Annotated in this window: 14 protein-coding genes; 6 read left to right on the top strand and 8 right to left on the bottom strand. The window is 34.2% G+C overall.

The window, feature by feature from the left end; all coding sequences use genetic code 11:
* Positions 1-107: 107 nt before the first annotated feature.
* From argS to CKF54_RS07870, 5 genes are all read right to left on the bottom strand, one after another.
* Entirely contained in the window at positions 108-1,874 is a 1,767-nt protein-coding gene (gene argS / locus CKF54_RS07890; RefSeq protein ID WP_119525800.1) for an arginine--tRNA ligase, read from the bottom strand.
* Between the two features lie 10 nt (positions 1,875-1,884).
* A complete protein-coding gene (gene xthA, locus CKF54_RS07885; RefSeq protein ID WP_119525799.1) occupies positions 1,885-2,685 on the bottom strand; it encodes an exodeoxyribonuclease III in 801 nt (266 codons plus the stop codon).
* Positions 2,686-2,740: 55 nt separating this feature from the next.
* Entirely contained in the window at positions 2,741-3,313 is a 573-nt protein-coding gene (locus tag CKF54_RS07880; protein ID WP_119525798.1) for a BON domain-containing protein, read from the bottom strand.
* Positions 3,314-3,326: 13 nt separating this feature from the next.
* On the bottom strand, positions 3,327-5,117 hold the full coding sequence (locus tag CKF54_RS07875; RefSeq protein ID WP_119525797.1) for a penicillin-binding protein activator: 1,791 nt from the start codon (positions 5,115-5,117) through the stop codon (positions 3,327-3,329).
* A 135-nt stretch (positions 5,118-5,252) separates the two neighbouring features.
* A complete protein-coding gene (locus tag CKF54_RS07870; protein ID WP_119525796.1) occupies positions 5,253-5,723 on the bottom strand; it encodes a hypothetical protein in 471 nt (156 codons plus the stop codon).
* Between the two features lie 1,218 nt (positions 5,724-6,941).
* On the opposite strand from CKF54_RS07870, the gene CKF54_RS07865 reads away from it, so the two are divergent.
* Entirely contained in the window at positions 6,942-7,337 is a 396-nt protein-coding gene (locus tag CKF54_RS07865; protein WP_119525795.1) for a hypothetical protein, read from the top strand.
* Between the two features lie 221 nt (positions 7,338-7,558).
* Here CKF54_RS07865 and CKF54_RS07860 read toward each other — a convergent pair whose 3' ends face one another.
* The 3 genes from CKF54_RS07860 to CKF54_RS07850 all read right to left on the bottom strand — a co-directional run bounded on the left by CKF54_RS07860 (position 7,559) and on the right by CKF54_RS07850 (position 12,124).
* A complete protein-coding gene (locus CKF54_RS07860; protein WP_119525794.1) occupies positions 7,559-9,655 on the bottom strand; it encodes a TonB-dependent siderophore receptor in 2,097 nt (698 codons plus the stop codon).
* Between the two features lie 486 nt (positions 9,656-10,141).
* Positions 10,142-11,146, bottom strand: coding sequence for a hypothetical protein (locus tag CKF54_RS07855; RefSeq protein ID WP_119525793.1), 1,005 nt, complete (start codon positions 11,144-11,146; stop codon positions 10,142-10,144).
* A gap of 138 nt (positions 11,147-11,284) precedes the next feature.
* Complete coding sequence (locus CKF54_RS07850) at positions 11,285-12,124, bottom strand: ChbG/HpnK family deacetylase (protein WP_222987603.1); 840 nt, start codon at positions 12,122-12,124, stop codon at positions 11,285-11,287.
* A gap of 287 nt (positions 12,125-12,411) precedes the next feature.
* Between CKF54_RS07850 and CKF54_RS07845 the strand changes: the two genes are divergently transcribed.
* The 5 genes from CKF54_RS07845 (at position 12,412) to CKF54_RS07825 (ending at position 17,924) form a co-directional block, all read left to right on the top strand.
* Entirely contained in the window at positions 12,412-14,595 is a 2,184-nt protein-coding gene (locus tag CKF54_RS07845) for a RelA/SpoT family protein (protein ID WP_119525791.1), read from the top strand.
* Between the two features lie 196 nt (positions 14,596-14,791).
* Complete coding sequence (recA, locus tag CKF54_RS07840) at positions 14,792-15,859, top strand: recombinase RecA (protein ID WP_119525790.1); 1,068 nt, start codon at positions 14,792-14,794, stop codon at positions 15,857-15,859.
* A 34-nt stretch (positions 15,860-15,893) separates the two neighbouring features.
* Positions 15,894-16,877 carry a GNA1162 family protein gene (locus CKF54_RS07835; protein ID WP_119525789.1) on the top strand — a complete coding sequence of 328 codons (984 nt, stop codon included), beginning with the start codon at positions 15,894-15,896 and terminating at the stop codon, positions 16,875-16,877.
* Positions 16,877-17,263: a DUF4810 domain-containing protein gene (locus CKF54_RS07830; RefSeq protein ID WP_119525788.1), complete on the top strand. Its 387-nt coding sequence runs from the start codon at positions 16,877-16,879 to the stop codon at positions 17,261-17,263. The genes CKF54_RS07835 and CKF54_RS07830 overlap by 1 nt, the downstream gene beginning before the upstream one ends.
* A gap of 1 nt (position 17,264) precedes the next feature.
* A complete protein-coding gene (locus tag CKF54_RS07825; RefSeq protein ID WP_119525787.1) occupies positions 17,265-17,924 on the top strand; it encodes a CsgG/HfaB family protein in 660 nt (219 codons plus the stop codon).
* The last annotated feature ends 24 nt before the right edge of the window (positions 17,925-17,948 follow it).

Genomic DNA, 17,948 nt, shown 5'->3' with positions numbered 1-17,948 from the left:
AAGCTTGACTTTTTTATTGATTTTTAATGCTTTTACTTTAATTACCCCAATTATTTACTTAAAAAATTTCGGGAGAATAGGTTATAGCCTCCTCTTTTATGATTTTATTACATACGTTCAACTACTTTAATGCCTAATAGCTCTAAACCTTGAGCTAAAACCATTGCTGTATAGTTGATTAAGTTAATACGTGAATCTTGTAATTGCTTATCTTCTGTTTTAGCAATATTTACATTCTCATAGAAACTATTGAAAGTACCTGATAGTTCATATAAGTAAGTACAGATTAAGTGAGGCGTTAATAAAGTACCAACTTTATTAATTACGTCAGCAAATTCTTGTAGTTTTAACACAAGATTACGTTCGTACTCATTAGTAATTTGTACCTCTTTGCTTTCTGGTAAAGCTAAGCGACGTAAAATAGAACGGATACGTGCATAAGAGTATTGCATGTAAGGAGCAGTATTACCCTCAAAAGAAATCATACGATCCCAGTCAAACACATAGTCAGTTGTACGGTTTTTGCTTAAGTCAGCGTATTTTACCGCACCGTAAGCTAAAGCTTTAACTAAGTTATCTTTTTCTTCCCCAGTAATATCGCTATTACGTTCTGCTAGTAGTTTTTCTGTACGTTCAACTGCTTCATCAAGTAAATCATTTAAACGCACTACATCACCTGAACGTGATTTAAATGGTTTACCGTCATTCCCTAACATCATACCAAAACCTACGTGAGTAATTTTAGTTGTGTCAGGAACATATTTAAGTTTGCGGGCAATAATTTCAATTTGCGCAAAGTGGTTTGCTTGACGCATATCAGTACAGTAAACAATATCATCAGCATGTAATTGCTCTACACGATATTTCATACAAGCTAAGTCAGTAGTTGCGTATAAGTAACCGCCGTCTGACTTACGCAGGATTACCCCTAAGTCTTCACCATCTTTATTTTTGAATTCGCTTAAGTGAGCAACTACTGCACCTTGGTCAATAGTAGCAACGCCTTGATCTAAAGCATCTTGCACTACACCAGGAAGCATAGGGTTGTACATAGATTCACCCATAATATCATCATCAGTAAGTAGTACTTCTAAACGACGATAAGTACGGTTGTTTTGCGTCATAGTAATGTTAACTAATTGTTTCCACTTAGCTAGATAGTGTGGATCACCACCTTGAAGTTTTACTACCAGACTACGCGCATAAACTTGGAAGTCTTCGCTTTCATCAAAACGTTTTTTAGCAGCACGGTAGAAGCCATCAAGGTCTTCGATTTTAACATCGTGACCTTCAGGATCTTTTTCCACTTCTTCCATATATGCCATGAGCATCCCAAATTGGGTACCCCAGTCACCGATATGGTTAACCTTGATAACATTTTGCCCTAAAAATTGGAGAACACGTACTAAAGAATCCCCAATAATAGTTGTACGTAAGTGACCTACGTGCATTTCTTTGGCAATATTTGGTGCAGAGTAGTCAAGGATAATAGTTTGTGGCTTAGCTACTTTTAGATTTTCTTGTAAATGCTCAAGGTTAGGAGTTAACTCTGCTAACCATTGGTCATTTAAAAAGAGGTTAATAAAACCAGGACCAGCTACTTCTACTTTTGCAAACTCTTTGCTGTATTTAGTTGAGAAGTATTCAGCAAAGCTGGTAGCTAAATCACGTGGATTTGTGCCTAAAGTTTTTGCTAAAGGTAAAATCCCGTTTACTTGGTAATCACCAAACTGCGCTGATTTAGTTGGTTTAATAATTGCTGGGTAAGTAGTATTGCTATCTAACTTCCCTTGGTTGTCTTGCGTATGCACAAAAGTATTTAGACTGCTAGTAATAATATCTTCTAAATACTCACGAAGAATAAAATTTGCCATAGTAAAAAATCTATTTAAAAACAGTGTATACCGGAGCGTGATCAGAAGGCTTGTCCATACGACGGATATCGAGATCAATATCCGCACTTTCCACATGTGCATTTAGCTCTGCAGAGCACATGATTAAGTCAATGCGGAGACCACGATTTTCCTCAATACCACGAGAGCGATAATCAAACCACGAATACTTATCTTCAATCTCTGGGTTAACTAATCTAAAAGTATCACTTAAACCTAGAGCGTATAGTTGATCCATCCATTCACGTTCTTCTGGTTGGAAAGAGCATTTTCCTGTTTGTAACCAGCGACGAGCATTTACGGCACCTATACCTATATCTATATCCTTAGGACTAATATTATAGTCACCCATAATAATTAACTTATAGCCTTCAGGAGTTTGTTTAATATATTCTACAAGGTCAGCGTAAAACTTACGTTTTGCTGGGAACTTAACGTCATTATTAATATTGTCACCTTGAGGGAAATAACCATTGATTACACGTAGTTTACCTAGGTTTGGGTGATCTATATCAATTGTAATTAAACGACGTTGTGCGTCTTCGCTATCAGTTGGAAAACCGTAGTAGACGTTTTCAGGTTTGATTTTAGTGTAAATTGCAACTCCGTAGTGAGTTTTTTGCCCAAAGTGGTAAACGTGATAGTCTTCAGCGAGTACTTCTTCAGGGTAGTTATCAGAGTGCACTTTAATCTCTTGTAGACCAATAATATCTGGTTGCATTTGTTCATGCACAGCCATCAACTGGTCTAGGTGAGCTCTTACACTATTTATATTAAAACTTACAACTTTCATTTCTTTATACAATAATAAAATTAGCTAGTTGACCTAGCTAATTTTATTGAGAGATTTATTCAACAGTAACAATGCGAACAGACTTAACCCCAGTTTCAGCAGCAGCTACACGCGCAGCTGTTTCTGTTTGGCTAGTTGTTGCTTTAGATAATAAGTAAACAATACCGTCTTGAGTAATTACTTTAATACGAGTAGATGGTACGCCTTTTGTTAAAGCAAGGCGAGATTTAACTACTGCAGTAATAGTACTGTCAGAAACGTTACCGCTTACTGTAGGATTAAATTGTGAGTTTACTTCAATCTGATTCATGATTTTACCCACGCCATATACTTGAGAGGCAATGCGGTAAATATTATCAGCTAACTCTTGGTTTTGTGCTTGACCAATTAATAAAGTAATACCTTGCCAAACTACTGCGTCTACACGGTGTGGGAAGCGTGAGCTTGGGTAAGAGTTTTCAATACTTTGATTTAAATTTGATTCAAGAGCTGAATCAGAGATATTTGCGGTCTTGCTTGAAGATTGAACTTGAGTTGTACTAACGTTAGTAGTTGAATCACTAGTTGAACTTGAACAAGCTCCCAGTAAAACTACAATAGAACTAATAAGTGCTAATTTTTTTAACATATGGAAACCTTATTTAATTGATTTTTACAAATTCGCCATCAACTACTTGGTAAACATTATAGTAATTGTTAATTACACAATTTCTCCCTTGTGGAATAATGATTTTACCAGTAGCACCGTTTACTGAATAGTTATTGATAGTACGCAGAGCTGAATAGTTTTGTGCTAGTTTGAAACTATCATTACCAAAAGCAAATAAACGTTTTGCGTTGTAGTTATTGGTATTTAAAGCTTTATCAGCAGCGCGTGCAATTTCACTTTTTGGTTCAGCAATAACTGAAGATTCAGTAAAGTAAACGTTTCTTAAATCAACTAGTTTAACTGAAGTTAAAGTCTCATCATTTGAACGATAAGTTGCAAATGTTTTAATCTTGTTATCCGGCTCTTCAAATTTAAGAGTTGAGTTAAAAGTAACTAGTTGCTCAGACGAACCTAAGAAGAAAATAGCGTCAGGTTTTGGAGTTTTACCAAGTAAACTTTTAATTTGACCAGCAAGGTTCTCGTCATTGAAGTTAACAACTGTAACATTTTGTTGTTGCAGTTTTAACCAAACACGTGCAAACTCACTTGCAGCGCGAATTGAAGAGTTAGTGTTATCTGATAGGATAACTGAATTGCTAATATTTAGCTGATTCATGATATTAGCAATGGTATTAGCTTGGTCTTCAACACCCATGCTGTAGTAGCAAGCACCAATGTTGTAACTACCTACCGAAGTTAGCATAACTTCTGGAGTAGTTAAGTTCAGTTGGTTTACTGCAACTACATTATCACGTAGTAATGGACCAATAATAATGTCAGCTTTACCGTCAGCATTTTTTACCGCTTCAGTTGCAGAGACTACATTAGTATCTACGTAGTTTAGGTTAACTTTATTATTTTTATTAGCGTTATCAATCCCAGCTTGTACCGCTTTAGCAAGCACGCTATAGTTACCTGTAAGAGGTAATAATACAGTTACATTACGGTAGTTTAATGAAGCTGCTGATTGACTTTGACTAAATAATACTGGAGTATAGTTTAATGCAGGGTTAGCTGAGCTTTGGTAGTTAGTTTTCCATTGGCTATAGCCTTCAGCTAGTTCTTGCGCGTTATTAGTATTACTGTTAGCTAAGTAAGCTAAAGCATACCAAGCTGCATTTGTAGAAGAACTTGCGCGCTCAGTTAAATTATTTAGCGAGTTGTTTGGAACTTTAACAAGTTGATCTAAAGTAAAGTCAACTAGTTGTTTTTGATCGTTAGCAGTTAAAGTAGGATAAACTTGATTAACAATATCAAGACCTTGGTCGTAGTTATTGTTACCAAATTGTTTAATAACCTCTACTTTAGTTGCTGAAAGTTTTTGATTTAAGCTAATTTGACTTAAGTCAACGCTTGGCGTTGAGTTAATTAAAGTTTGGTCATTGGTTAATTGACCTAAACGAGTTGCAAGAAGATTGTATTGTGAGTTTTGACGCGTGTCGCTAGTAGCGCTAAAGTTTTGCAAATAGTATTTAGCAGCGTCATATTTATTCTCGTTAATTAAATTATCTACAAGACGTAAGATAATTTCATTACGCACGTATAAATTGCTATTTTGTGAATAGTAGCTAATTAAAGTGCTTGTAGGGATAGAAGAAGAGTTAATTAAATTATTAACTAAATTTTTTTCTTCTTGACTTAAAGTATTATAAGAAGCTACTTGTCCGGTAGTGGTGTCACCAGATTGCCCCCAGTTAAAATTAGGCGATACACAAGAAGCTAAAGCTAAACTTAAACTAGCTACAGGTACTAATTTAGTTAAGAATTTAATAGTTTTATTCATGAATATACTTGTTGTTTGTAGAGTACATTATCTTAAGGGTGTAATAACCTACATTATACCAAATTTACCTATATATAAGCAAAAAAGAACAGCATGCAGTAGTACTGCATGCTGTTGAATTTATTATCTAAGTTATTAGTTAAAAATAGACACTGGGTTGTTTAAAGAAGTAAATAGTGCCTTTTGTGTACGGATTGATAAAGGATAGTTGAAGTATGCTAGGATATCTTTACCTTTATCAGCTTGACCTACATTGTAGTAGTTAGCAGCTAATTGTAAAACTGCAGCGTTACGTACTAAGTAGAAATCTTGACCTTTGATGATTTCTTCTAATTGTTCGTTTGTATATTTACCAGCTGCGATGTTTTGCATTTTTTCTTGTTCTTCTTCAGTTACACGCATTTCAACGTAGTCGTAGATTTCTGGAGAACTTAAAGCATAGTAACGGTTGCTGTTGTAGTCGTGTACTACAGCGAAGTTTTGTTCAGCTAATAAATTGTTAGCGATGTTTTTAGCAGCACCACCTGCGCAACTTGCTAGTAAAAAAGATAGAGAAAGAACGATTAAAAGATTCCAAGTATTTTTTAAAGTAGCTAATTGTCTCATATTAAAATTTTATTTTCTTATCATGATGTAACTTATACCAAGTTGTTTTTACTTACGAACGCCTCTTATAAAATGTAAGTAAACTTGTGTAATAAGTTTTTTAGTAAATATATGTTCTGAATATTTCAGATTTTTCTTATGTACTAGTTCTTTAGTATCTTTTAATTAACAGAGATAACTTAAATTAACTAACTTATATAGAACTTTAGAACTTACAGCTGGACTTATATTTCCACATATACAGTCGCCATTTTACTCTGATCGATTTCGCCAAAAATCTTATTAGAGTGCTAGTTCTTTATATAAAGTTAAATATTAACTAGTTTTTGCCTATTTGTTACTCTCTATTACTTAAAGCTCTTATTTAACTTAGTTCAATTTCTTGTTCGCCAAAACAAGTCAAAGAAAAATATTAATATCTGAACCCCAAGTACATAATTTCAACATTTGATTACTACCGCCAAGTAGTTTTGTCTATGTGAAATTATAGTATTCTTTTTTCTTAAAGCACCTTTCGCCAAAAAGGTTAACTTTTCAAAATCTAGATTAAAATCTTTATACGTATATTATAACCTAAAGACGAAAAAAATAAAAATTTGTCAATATAAAAAACTTAATCCTAAAAATTGACATCCTTAAAAATCAATAACTTAGATTAAGAATTCCTATTTTTTTATTATGGGAATTACCTCTAAAAAGCCATTTTTTATTCAAAGGGAAAACGAATTAATAAAATTGTAAATTTCTAAAATAAAAGGTTCAAGAGTTTTGGGAGAGTTTAGGGGAAAGGTTAACTTTTTTGTTGGGGATAATTTTAACCACTGCTTGGAGGGGATAAAATCGGGAAATAACCCCTTTGTATTTCTAGTTTATCTTTAGTTTAGAGTATCTTTATTTGGAGTTAACCTTGTGATCTATATAGATAAAAAACGATTTAGAAAATTAAAAAATTATTTGCAATAGGTGTTTATCAAATTAATATTTGGTCAAGTAGCTAAATAAAAAATTTTAAAAGTATCTATTGAAGTAATGTAGTTTAGGTTGAGTTAAAGAAAAAGTAACGAAATTTCAAACTTTTATTTTAGATTACGCTAAATTAAAGTTTGGATCTCGGTTTTTTACCTCTATAACTTAGGAGTAAACTTTCAAACAAAAATGAATGATCTTCTCTAGATCATTTCAATTTTGTAAAAAATATTTTAATTTAGAGGGATTTTTATGAAAACTTTAAAAAAAGCAGCTTTAGTAACATTAGTAGCATTAACAGGTGTTAGTTTTGCTTCTGCAAGCACAGGTTTATCTTCTTTAAAAAGTGCAGCTAGCTCTGCAACTTCTTCATTAAGTTCATTATCTTCTTTAAGCTCAAGTGATCAAAGTTTATTAAAACAAATTACTTCAGGTAGCTTATCAAACTCTAATTTAACTAGCTTATTAAGCGATACTTCATTAAACTCTTACGTTAAAAATGCAGCAACGTTAAAATTAGCACAAAACTACATTGGTGAAAGTAATTTATCTAAAGCTAAATCAGTTTTAAGCTACTTTAACTCATCTTCAGCTGATTCAACACAGACTTCTTTATACGAAACATTAAAATCTAAAGTAGGTCTATAATCTACTGTTAGTTAATTTTAACTAAACTTAGCTAAATCTAGTTACTTAATAGAATCTAGCAGAAACTAGAGGAAACTAGCAGAATCTGCAGAACTAGTAGAAACAAGCTGAAGCAGCAGAATCTAGCTAGCTAGATAGCTAAGATTATTCTTTAGTTTTTTAAATTAAATGTAAACAATCCCCATAATATTGCATTATGGGGATTGTTTTATTTTTGGAAATTAGAATTTGTATTGTGCTGTTACACCTACGTAACGGTTAGGTCCAAAGTAACAAACAGAGTTACATGAAGTTAAATAAGTTTTATTAAATAAGTTAGTTGCGTTAAGCGTTAAAGTCCAGTCTTTAGTTGCTTGCCATGAGATCATAGCATCCATTAACCACACAGCTGGTGTTTTACCATCTGGTAGACTAACATAACCAAAACGAGGAGCAACTAAACTTAGGTAACCTAAACTTCTCGCGTTAGTTGTACTTAAGTATCTTGCACCTACACCCACAGTAACTGCATCGGTCACGCGGAAGTTATTCCATAAGCTAAACATGTGTTTGGGAATACCGTTTGTTTGGAATGTCGTAGTTGAACGATAAGTTGTTGCAGAAGTATATGTATAACCTAAACGCGCAGACCAGAAACGAGTTAGGTTTACATTTGCTGAGAATTCCCAACCATGTGAACGTTGCTCAAGATCTGTTTGTTCATAATCTCCGGTAGTATCGTTACGTTTAAACGGATTTTTGTCCTTAATGTTAAAGTAACTTACTTCAAAGCTAGCATCAAATGCTTCTGGATCGTATTTTAAACCAGCTTGGAAAGCAGTTGCTTTGTTATAACCAAAGCTACGGTAGTCAGTTGAGCTAGTTGGAATTGGTGCACGCGCACGGAATGATTCTGAATAGTTTACATAAGGTGTTAAGCCGTAAGGTAAGTTAAATGCTAAACCACCAGAGTGCACTGTGTGCCCTGTGTTATAGCTATTTTGTACCCCGTTAGCATTTGAACGTCCGTTAATGCTCATGTAACGAATACCGTAGTTAGCAGTTACGTACTTAGTGAAATCAATTGAAGTTAAAGCGTATAAACTTGTTTGATTTGTTGTTTGTACGTAGTCGTATGGAGCAATAGTGTTAAATACAGTTGAGTTATAGAGGTAAGTTGGATTAAATAAATTAATCGTTGGTGCGTTACCACTTGCGTAGCTACCCTCTGTATGAGTATGTTGTAACTCTACCCCTACAGCAACTACAGCATCAATGTAGTTATTTAATTTGCCATTAGCTACTAGACGGTTATCAAAATAATGTGACTGGTAAGTACCATTATTGTAAACGTATGATCTTACCCCATTGGTTCCATTTGCAGTAACCATAGCCATACCTGCAACTACATCAAAGTAGTAAGAGTTGATATAGTTATATCTGTAGGTTTGCTCGAACTTGAAGTTACGGTTAAATTGATGAGATAACTCCCAACCTAAAGCGTATTGTTTAGTATCAACTTTGGCATAGTTTGGTTCACCAAAATATGCGCTTGAGCTGTATGAGCCATTGGTAGTGATATATGAACCATAACCTGGAACCACAAACATACTTGGCACACCATTTTGGGCATTAAAACTAGTTAAGATTGTTAACTTAGTTTTATCACTTAGGTCAATAGCAAATGACGGAGCAAAGTAGTATTGACGGGTATTTGTATGACCTTTTTGTCCACGAGTATGTTGCCATTCACCTACTACACGGTAGCGGATAAAGTTATTAATACGGTTAGAGTAATCTACCCCTACTTCATAAGTATCGTCACTACCAAGTTTTACTTGGAATAAACCTTGTGGAGTAGCTGTTGGACGTTTTGATACTAGGTTAACAACCCCACCTGCTTGAGTAGCACCATAAAGTACAGAGTTCGCACCTTTTACAACTTCAACGTTTTCTAAACCAAAGAGCACTGGGTTATAAACGTACATCCCATTAGGGTAAGTAAAACTTGCGCCATCCATTGCAAATTCAGGCACAAAACCACGAATTCTAAACAGATTATAGTGGTTACTTGGAGCGTAATTAGAATAGATACCTGGGTAATAAAGCAGAGTTTGATCTAGTTTAGTCCCACCAGTTTGTTGTTCTAGTTGAGATACTGCTAAGTTTAGAGTAGAAGCTGACTTATCAGCTTTTCCTAGACGGTTAACTGTACCTACTACTTTAACTGGCTCTAAAGTAATTGAGCTACTTTGTGTGCTGTCAGCATATGCAAAGTTTGCAGTTGTAGCAAAGGTTAAAGCTACGGCTAAGCTTGAGATTTTTAAATTCTTAGGCATATTAGTAAATTAGAGTGTATATAAAAAACAAAGTGAAATTATTTTCTTTTGGTTTACAAGGTAGGGATGTAGAAAGTAAATATCTAAATTTATCTTTAGTCTAAACCAAGTAAAAATGCTAATTGAACGTAATTATAAAATCTAAATGAAAATAATTATCAAGAAAAAGAAATTAGATTTATTCTAGCAAATTATTGTATTTTGCTAAAGAAAAAATAGACACTATCTTATTTTCTGCTACTTTCTAATTAGAACTACTTTCTTCTTTATTCTTAAAAATCAAAAGAAATTAAATCGTAAGGGTAGATGTTGTAAAGTAAAAAAATATCCATAAATCCCTAAGGGTAATTATGTTAGGTAGATCTCTAGGAAAAGAAAAGCTAGCCTAAGATAACGACTCAAATTACCGCTCAAGGCAAGCTTCTGTTTTATAAATAACAAAAAGTCCTTTTGAATGTAGTTCAAAAGGACTTTTTGCTAAGTAAATTACATAGGTCTAAATAGATTATTGTCGATAAAGAGATTTACTAACTCAATTGTTTGTAACAGAATTAGTTGCTCGTTATCACAAACTGATTTCCATTTAACATTTTCTGCAGTAACAACATCAGAAAACTCTAATAAGCTTAGACCTTCATCTTCAGCAGTGTAGCGTTTTGGTGAAGATTGATTAACTTTGTAAGCAATACCTTCAAAGTCTTTAACATCACCTAACCACTCTTCAACAATACCAGTATCAATAGTATTACCTGTAGTTAAACCTACTGAAACCGTTTGAGTTGTACCGTAGAATACCGGAGCTACCAAGTTATTTACATGCACAGTTTCAATTTGTGGCATTAGACGCTGAATTTGTGCTTCAAAGTTAATTTGTTTGTCTGGAGCTACATCTGTTAAAGCATTGATATCAAATGCTAAAGATAGTTTGCTGTCTTCAGAATTAGTTAAATTAAAGAAGTCACGTGTTTGTTTTGCCAAAGTTGTAGCAGCGTCACGGTTAATGTAAGTAACTGGGAAAACGTTATTAACACTTACATAAAGCATAGGTTGATTATTACGTAAGCTATTAATAATGTACATTAGTTGGCTCACTTGTGGGTGAGGTAGAGAAGCCATTTTCTTTTCGATAATTTCTTCTAACTGTACTTCATCAACACGTGGAACTACTACAGGCATTTGATCAAGAGTTGCTGAATAACCAGTTAAGTCTACTGAGAATACACTTTTAGAAGCTGCACCAGTTAAGAACTTTAAGTTTTCTAGGTTATCATTGTAAAGATAGAGATCAACAGTATCCCAATCTACATTAGCAAACTTTTTGTAGTCGTAGTTAAATCTTTCGATAACATCTAAGTCATCGAAGTTAAACTCGTCTGCGTTTGAGTTTTCAACAATAGTTAGACGAGTGATATCATCATGTAGCTGTTCTGCAAGGCTAAGAAATTTAGTGATAAAAGTTTCCTCTGCAGAAATAGCAATATGTAAACCCATGAAAATTTTCCTTTGTATAGTTCTGATAATTTTTTTCTGTGCTTATTATAGCATTAGCCTCTTTTTTCTGCAAAAAGAGGCTAAAAAATAAATAATTATTTTGCTAGTTGCTAGTTGCTAGTTGCTAGTTGCTAGTTGCTAGTTGCTAGTTGCTAAAGGAGACTTCTCCTTAAGAACTTGGTATTCAATTACGCGTGCCTTGCTATGAGGGATTCCCTCTTCTTGTTCAAGGCTTGGATGGACTAGGATTACTGCTCCACGCCCAGTGCTCTGATTATACTGTTGCGCTTTGTTGTACCAGAAAGATAACAGATTTTGAAATTGTTCAGAAGTTACATCTTTATTGTAAATTCCGAGCAATTCTTTACGCATAGAGTAACTACGTGAGCGAGCTTTTTTTGTTGCTAAGCGGAGAATTAAGTTCTTGAACTTAGAAGCTCCAGGTAGGTTAGTTTTGTTAAGTTTATTTACACGATTTAAGCTAGCTACCCAGATTTTATTTTGATCTAAGCGGTGCTCTGCGTAAAACTTACGTAAAGCCTTAGCAAAAAATGGAAGCATATGGACGTGTTCATGACCGACAATAAAGTCTGGCCAACAATCAAATAAGTCTTCAAAAAGGAAGAATTGACGTTCAATTTCTTGATAGATTTTATGAACGATTTTTTTATTTTGTCCTTTAGCGTAGAAGCAATGTAAATATAAAGGATTAAATAATTTTCCAGCGGGTCTGATTAAATCTTTATCTTGATGTGAAGAAAATAGTTCCGTAAAATTTAATTGTAAACCAAGACTAAGCTTGCCTTGATGCTTAAGAACTACTGCTTCTTCTATTGTTGCATAGTCTAAGTTAGGAGCATCAACCAGAACTGAAGCACAATTTATTTTATTGTCTTTTGCAAGTTCTAAAGTTGCTTGGTTTATCTTGGGACTTAAGCCAAAATCTGATGAGCAAATTTCTATAAAATGAGAATCCAACCTATTGTCCATGTTGTCATAATTTAGTTGTTAGTATGCTATTTATTTTAGTAAAAGTAGGAAAAAATTGCAGATAAAAATGCAGAGCAAAATGCTAGTTGTGAGTAAAAACCGAATTTCTTTAAGGTCTTTTAGTGAAGTAGATACATTTTCATGGATTTATGATAAAATCAAAGTAATACACTGTATTAAGAGATTTTGTTAGATATTCCCTTTGATTAAAGAAAGAGCTATTTATCTTAAGGGGTATTTGTTATTAAATTAGGGAACATTTTTTATTGACGTTCATGAAAATTGATTATCAATATTTCGAACCTTTACTTGTAAAACTAAACTACATGTCTGAGGAAGATGTAGCTAAGTGCCGTCGTGCATATGAAATAGCCTATGAGGGGCATGATGGACAATTTAGAAGCTCTGGCGAGCCATACATCACTCACCCAGTAGCAGTTGCGGGTATTTTAGCGGACTTATGTCTTGATGTCTCTGCAATTCAAGCCGCAATTTTACATGATACTATTGAAGATACTAAATTCCAGCGTCCGGAGTTATTAGAGATCTTTGGACCTGTAGTTACCGATATAGTTGATGGAGTATCCAAGCTTGACAAATTAAAATTCCGTACACGTAAAGAAGCAGAAGTAGCTAATTTCCGCAAAATGATTTTAGCTATGACTAAAGATGTACGTGTGGTTTTAATTAAGTTAGCCGATCGTACGCATAACATGCGTACTTTAGGATCATTGCGTCCAGATAAACAAAGACGTATTGCCCAAGAGACAATTGACATTTATTCAGCGCTAGCTTATCGTTTAGGGATTATGCACATTAAGCGTGAGTTAGATAATCTATCTTTTAAAGCTTTATATCCAAAACGTTATAGTCTTTTAAAAGCTGCCGCTGATAAAGCGTCGAATTTACGCAAAAAGCAAATTCAACATGTACAAAGTGCTATTGAAGATGCTTTACATGCTCATGGAATTAAAGCTGATGTGCAAACAGAACGCGTTCCTTTATATAACATATATAAGAGAATGCAACAAAAGAAACAAAAGTTCAATTCCATTTTAGATATCTACCGTTTTATTCTGGTTACAAGTACGCAAGATGAATGTTATCGTGCTTTAGGAATTGTCCATATTATTTTTAAACCAATTCCAGGTACTTTCCAGGACTTTATTGCTTTACCAAAAACCAATGGTTACCAAACTCTAGTTACGGAGTTACGTAACGAGGTTGGGGATACGGTTGAAGTGTTTATCCGTACCGAAGCAATGGATGAAGTTGCTGATCTCGGTATTGCGCAAGCCCTTATGTATACCCCAAATAATAAAAATACCATTGGGCAACAGCAAGTACAAAAATGGTTAGAGTCATTAGCAGAGTTACAACACTCGACAGTAAACTCTATTGAGTTTAATAACTCGGTTAAAGATGAGATCTTCCCAGAAGATATCTTTATTTTTACCCCTCGTGGTAAGATCATTACTTTACCGCAAAAATCAACAGTGTTAGATTTTGCTTACTACATCCATACCAATGTTGGTATCCATGCAGTAAGTGGAATTGTTGATGGACAAGAGGCGCCATTAAACCGTATTTTAAAAACAGGTCAAACGGTTGAAGTTGTAACTGATGAGAAAGCTTATCCAACAGAATTATCTCTAACTTTAGTTAACTCAGCGCGAGCTCGTGCTCGTATGCGTTTAGCATTAAAAGAAAGAGAAATGGATAAGTACATTGCTAATGGTCGTAAGGCTTTAGAGGATCTATATCGAGGTCAAGCTATTGATGAGCAGGCAATGTTACGTGCATTAGATTTCTTTAACTTAAAATCATGTGATGATTTATATGCAGAAATCTGTCTTGGTAATATTATCTCTCCAGTAGCAAAAGCAGTAATAGATTCTTATCTTGATCCTTCGCAAGATAGTAATGATATTCTTGAACGTTTACAAAACGGTACCTTGGTTTCAGAGATGACTTACGCTTCATTACTAGCGGTAAATCATCAAATCAGTATTGATCAAGAGTCGTATGTAACTCCAAATGATGAAATTGTGCTGACTACTAACTTTGGTAATGGTTTACTAGTTCATCATCGTAATAGTGCGTTTGTGCGTTCTAAAAATCTTACTCCATATCAATATGTATTAATTAACTGGGGCTTAGATAGTTTACCTAATAGCCAAGTGCAAGTCCAATTGCAACTTGAAACTAAGGGTAATGATCCTGAGAGATTTGTTGAACGCGTAGTTGAGTTAATGCAAAACTCACCAACTTCATGTCTACGTGCAGTGTTAGGAGTTAACCATCACGAAAACTTTACTTATTTAAAAGTTGAGTTAAACGTGTCTAACAGTCAAGATATTGATAATTTTATTGCTTATCTTGAAAATGAAAAAGAGTTAATTTCCCTAGCCCACTGGTCACGAGTTTATGCTCAAGGACATATCGAAAGAGTAAAATAATTAATAGTGAAAAAGGCTTTAGAGGTTTATATCTCTAAAGCCTTTTTCACAAAATATTTATTTGTAAAAACTAAAAATTAACTAAAATTAGGTTATAATATAGACATTAATTTAACTCTTTATTTTTGCATGAGAATAAAGAGAACGGAAGAATAATAAATAACGAAATATTACTTAAAATAAAAGGAACAATACTATGTCTGAAAATAACGATCGCAAAAAAAGTTTTGAAGCTGCGTTTAGCATGATTGAGAAAAAATACGGTAAAGGTTCTATTTTCCGTATGAGTGAATCTCCAGATTTAAATATCCCAACAATTTCAACAGGTTCTTTAAGTCTTGACGTAGCTTTAGGTGTAGGTGGTTTACCACAAGGTCGTATTGTTGAAATTTTTGGACCTGAATCATCAGGTAAAACAACTGTAGCTTTATCAGTAGTTGCGCAAGCACAAAAACAAGGTTTAAACTGTGCTTATATTGATGCTGAAAACGCATTAGATCCATCATATGCAAAACGCATTGGGGTTAACTTAGAAGAATTATTTATTTCTCAACCTGACAATGGTGAACAAGGTTTAGAAATTGTTGAAACTCTTGTACGTTCTAACAGTCTTGATGTGGTAGTTATTGACTCAGTAGCTGCTTTAACTCCAAGAGCTGAAATTGAAGGTAACATGGGTGATAGCCATGTTGGTTTACAAGCTCGTTTAATGTCACAAGCTTTACGTAAATTAACTGGTGCAGTAAAACAATCAAAATGTTTAGTTATCTTTATTAACCAAATCCGCATGAAGATTGGGGTTATGTTTGGTAACCCAGAAACTACTACGGGTGGTAATGCTTTACGTTTCTACGCTTCTGTAAGATTAGATATTCGTCGTACAGCGCAAGTAAAAGATAAAGAAAATGTAGTTGCGAATACTACGCGTGTGAAAGTAGTTAAGAATAAAGTAGCTCCTCCGTTCCGTGAAGCAATTTTTGATATTGTTTTCAATAAAGGGATTAATAAAGCGGGTGAGATTATCGATTTAGGTGCTTCACATGGCTTTATTGAAAAAGCAGGTGCTTGGTATTCTTACGAAGGTCAAAAAATTGGTCAAGGTAAAGCTAAAGCAATTGAATGGCTAGAAGCTAATCCTGAAGTATCTGATTTACTAGAGCAAAAAATCAAAGATAAATTATTACAAAGTAATGACTTATTAACTGTAGGTGGAGATGACACTCAAGTTGATGAGTTAAATGATTTAGCCGATGAACTATTCTAAAAAATTAGACTAGTGCATTTGCATAGGTTGAATTATGTTAAGAAGAATTCTTTGTTTTTTAACTATATTGCTAATAAGTGGGAATGCCTTGAGCATTCCCGCAACTCGATTTACCGCAGAACAGGTAAAATTAGAGCTAGAAAACTTGGAAACTAGGGAAATAGTTTATGAAGCTATGACTAGAGCTCTAAGTGCAAAAGTAGTTAATATACGAACAATTATTATTGCTCCTGTAAGTGGAGGTGATGTAGATAAAGGTGTTGACCTTGGTTTGCAAAGCTTTTACGCACGTCAGTTTGAAGCTCTAGGTTACTATGTTATTTCTCCAGTAGTTTCAAATGCTTTCTTTCGTGATCAGGGGTTAAGTAAGGGCTCTGATGTTGCTTCAATTCCAGTTAATGATATTCTCTTAAAAACTGGAGCTCAAGCTGTGTTTTATATTGAAGCAAAAAAAGCAAGTATAGAAAATAGTATCATTGCCGGTAATCATTTTGCTTTGGATTATAAAGGCAAGCTAGTTACTTTTGGTGCCCTAGTACTAACCAATATTCAAGTGCAGGGTTCACTTAGGTTAACTACGGGGATTATTGATAATATCAGCAGTGAAAGTAGTACGGAAGCTGTTATAGTAGCTTCAATAATAACAGCTATAAAAAACATAGCTCATGCAACTAAAACTGATGACGCCCCTGATGTATTGCTGACAAACTTAATGTTGAGAGATGATGATTACTTCCAGTTACCAACACAAGCAATGTTTGGGGTTGCTCTAGGAAATCGTCCTCTGACAGCCATAGGTATTTGTAGGGTATCTAGCCCAGTTTATTTTAATAATCAAAATGACAGAGAGGGATACTATCCTTTAACTTACAATAAAGTTTGTCGTAATCTTGGTGATAAACCAAAATACGATATCTACCAACCTGCTTTCTGGGGATTAGATAAATTCCCTGAAGAAGTAACTAGTAGAGTAGCTAAATATAGAAGCTACTTACAGAAGATAGGAGCAATAAGATAATGAAAAAAGTTATTTTTGCTCTTATTCTATCTCTAGCTTTAACAGCTTGTACATCAAAACCTACTTATACTTATTTGGGTGATTTAGGAACTCCGGTATATTACAAGTCTAAGCAAGCTACAGGCTTGCTCGTATACGGATATCCATTACGTCTCGATTTAGAAGAACAAATCGAAGTTGGTAATGAAGAGCTTGAGCTTTTACGCAATGAGGCTAATAGCTCTAGACCAAGACCTGGGGCTAATTTAACTTATGCCTACTTTCGTCTTAAATTAAATGATCGAGACCAAGCTATTCATTATTTAAAACGCGAGGCATATTTTTATCCTGAAAGTAAGAAATTTGTAGATTTACTACTAACAAAGATACGTTCGCCGAAGAGGTAACATGAAAAAGATTTTAACCGCGGCTCTACTATTAACGAGCTCATTCCTTTTAACTTCTTGTATTTCACAAAAAACTACAGTAATTAAACAAGAAGAACAAGCAGTAACTTTAAAACAAAACAGTGGTGTTAGCCAAGCATTACGTGTAGCAATTGCTCGTTTTGAAAATAGATCAGATTACAATAACGGAGTATTTGCAAACGGCTCTTTATCACAACAAGGGCTAGATACTTTAGTACAAGCTATGACTCAATCTGGTTACTATACAGTAATGAACCGTTCACAATTAGCTGCTTTAAACTATGAAAGTAGTTTAAATGGTTATGAGTTCAAACCAGTTGGTGCGCGTTATGTAGTATCAGCTGCGATTACTGAGTTTGGTCACCGTACAGAAACAACACGTGTATTCTTTGGTTTTGTTGGTAAAAGTAAAACTGATGTAGCTTACGCAACTGTAACGATTTCTTTAATTGATACTCAAACTTCTGCAGTAGTAGCTTCATCAGCTGGTACAGCGCAACTTGATATTACTGGAACTAAAGTTTTAGGCTCAGGTGGTAGTGTAAGTTATGACTCATCACAAAACTCTCGAGTTTTAACTCAAGCTATTCGTGAAGCAGTAAATAACTTAATTACACAAACAAGTCGTTTAACTAATTAAAGACAATAATAAAGAACCTCAAGT

The sequence above is a fragment of the Psittacicella hinzii genome, from assembly GCF_003585885.1.
Taxonomy (GTDB): Bacteria; Pseudomonadota; Gammaproteobacteria; order Enterobacterales; family Psittacicellaceae; genus Psittacicella.
This window is presented reverse-complemented; position numbering and strand designations above follow the sequence as displayed.

Excerpts from the sequence above, each read along its gene's own strand:
- CKF54_RS07855 (WP_119525793.1), bottom strand. The coding sequence starts at position 11,146 with ATGGGTTTACATATTGCTATTTCTGCAGAGGAAACTTTTATCACTAAA.
- xthA (WP_119525799.1), bottom strand. The coding sequence starts at position 2,685 with ATGAAAGTTGTAAGTTTTAATATAAATAGTGTAAGAGCTCACCTAGAC.
- CKF54_RS07835 (WP_119525789.1), top strand. The coding sequence starts at position 15,894 with ATGTTAAGAAGAATTCTTTGTTTTTTAACTATATTGCTAATAAGTGGG.
- CKF54_RS07860 (WP_119525794.1), bottom strand. The coding sequence starts at position 9,655 with ATGCCTAAGAATTTAAAAATCTCAAGCTTAGCCGTAGCTTTAACCTTT.
- CKF54_RS07865 (WP_119525795.1), top strand. The coding sequence starts at position 6,942 with ATGAAAACTTTAAAAAAAGCAGCTTTAGTAACATTAGTAGCATTAACA.
- CKF54_RS07880 (WP_119525798.1), bottom strand. The coding sequence starts at position 3,313 with ATGTTAAAAAAATTAGCACTTATTAGTTCTATTGTAGTTTTACTGGGA.
- CKF54_RS07870 (WP_119525796.1), bottom strand. The coding sequence starts at position 5,723 with ATGAGACAATTAGCTACTTTAAAAAATACTTGGAATCTTTTAATCGTT.
- CKF54_RS07825 (WP_119525787.1), top strand. The coding sequence starts at position 17,265 with ATGAAAAAGATTTTAACCGCGGCTCTACTATTAACGAGCTCATTCCTT.
- CKF54_RS07845 (WP_119525791.1), top strand. The coding sequence starts at position 12,412 with ATGAAAATTGATTATCAATATTTCGAACCTTTACTTGTAAAACTAAAC.
- argS (WP_119525800.1), bottom strand. The coding sequence starts at position 1,874 with ATGGCAAATTTTATTCTTCGTGAGTATTTAGAAGATATTATTACTAGC.
- recA (WP_119525790.1), top strand. The coding sequence starts at position 14,792 with ATGTCTGAAAATAACGATCGCAAAAAAAGTTTTGAAGCTGCGTTTAGC.
- CKF54_RS07875 (WP_119525797.1), bottom strand. The coding sequence starts at position 5,117 with ATGAATAAAACTATTAAATTCTTAACTAAATTAGTACCTGTAGCTAGT.
- CKF54_RS07830 (WP_119525788.1), top strand. The coding sequence starts at position 16,877 with ATGAAAAAAGTTATTTTTGCTCTTATTCTATCTCTAGCTTTAACAGCT.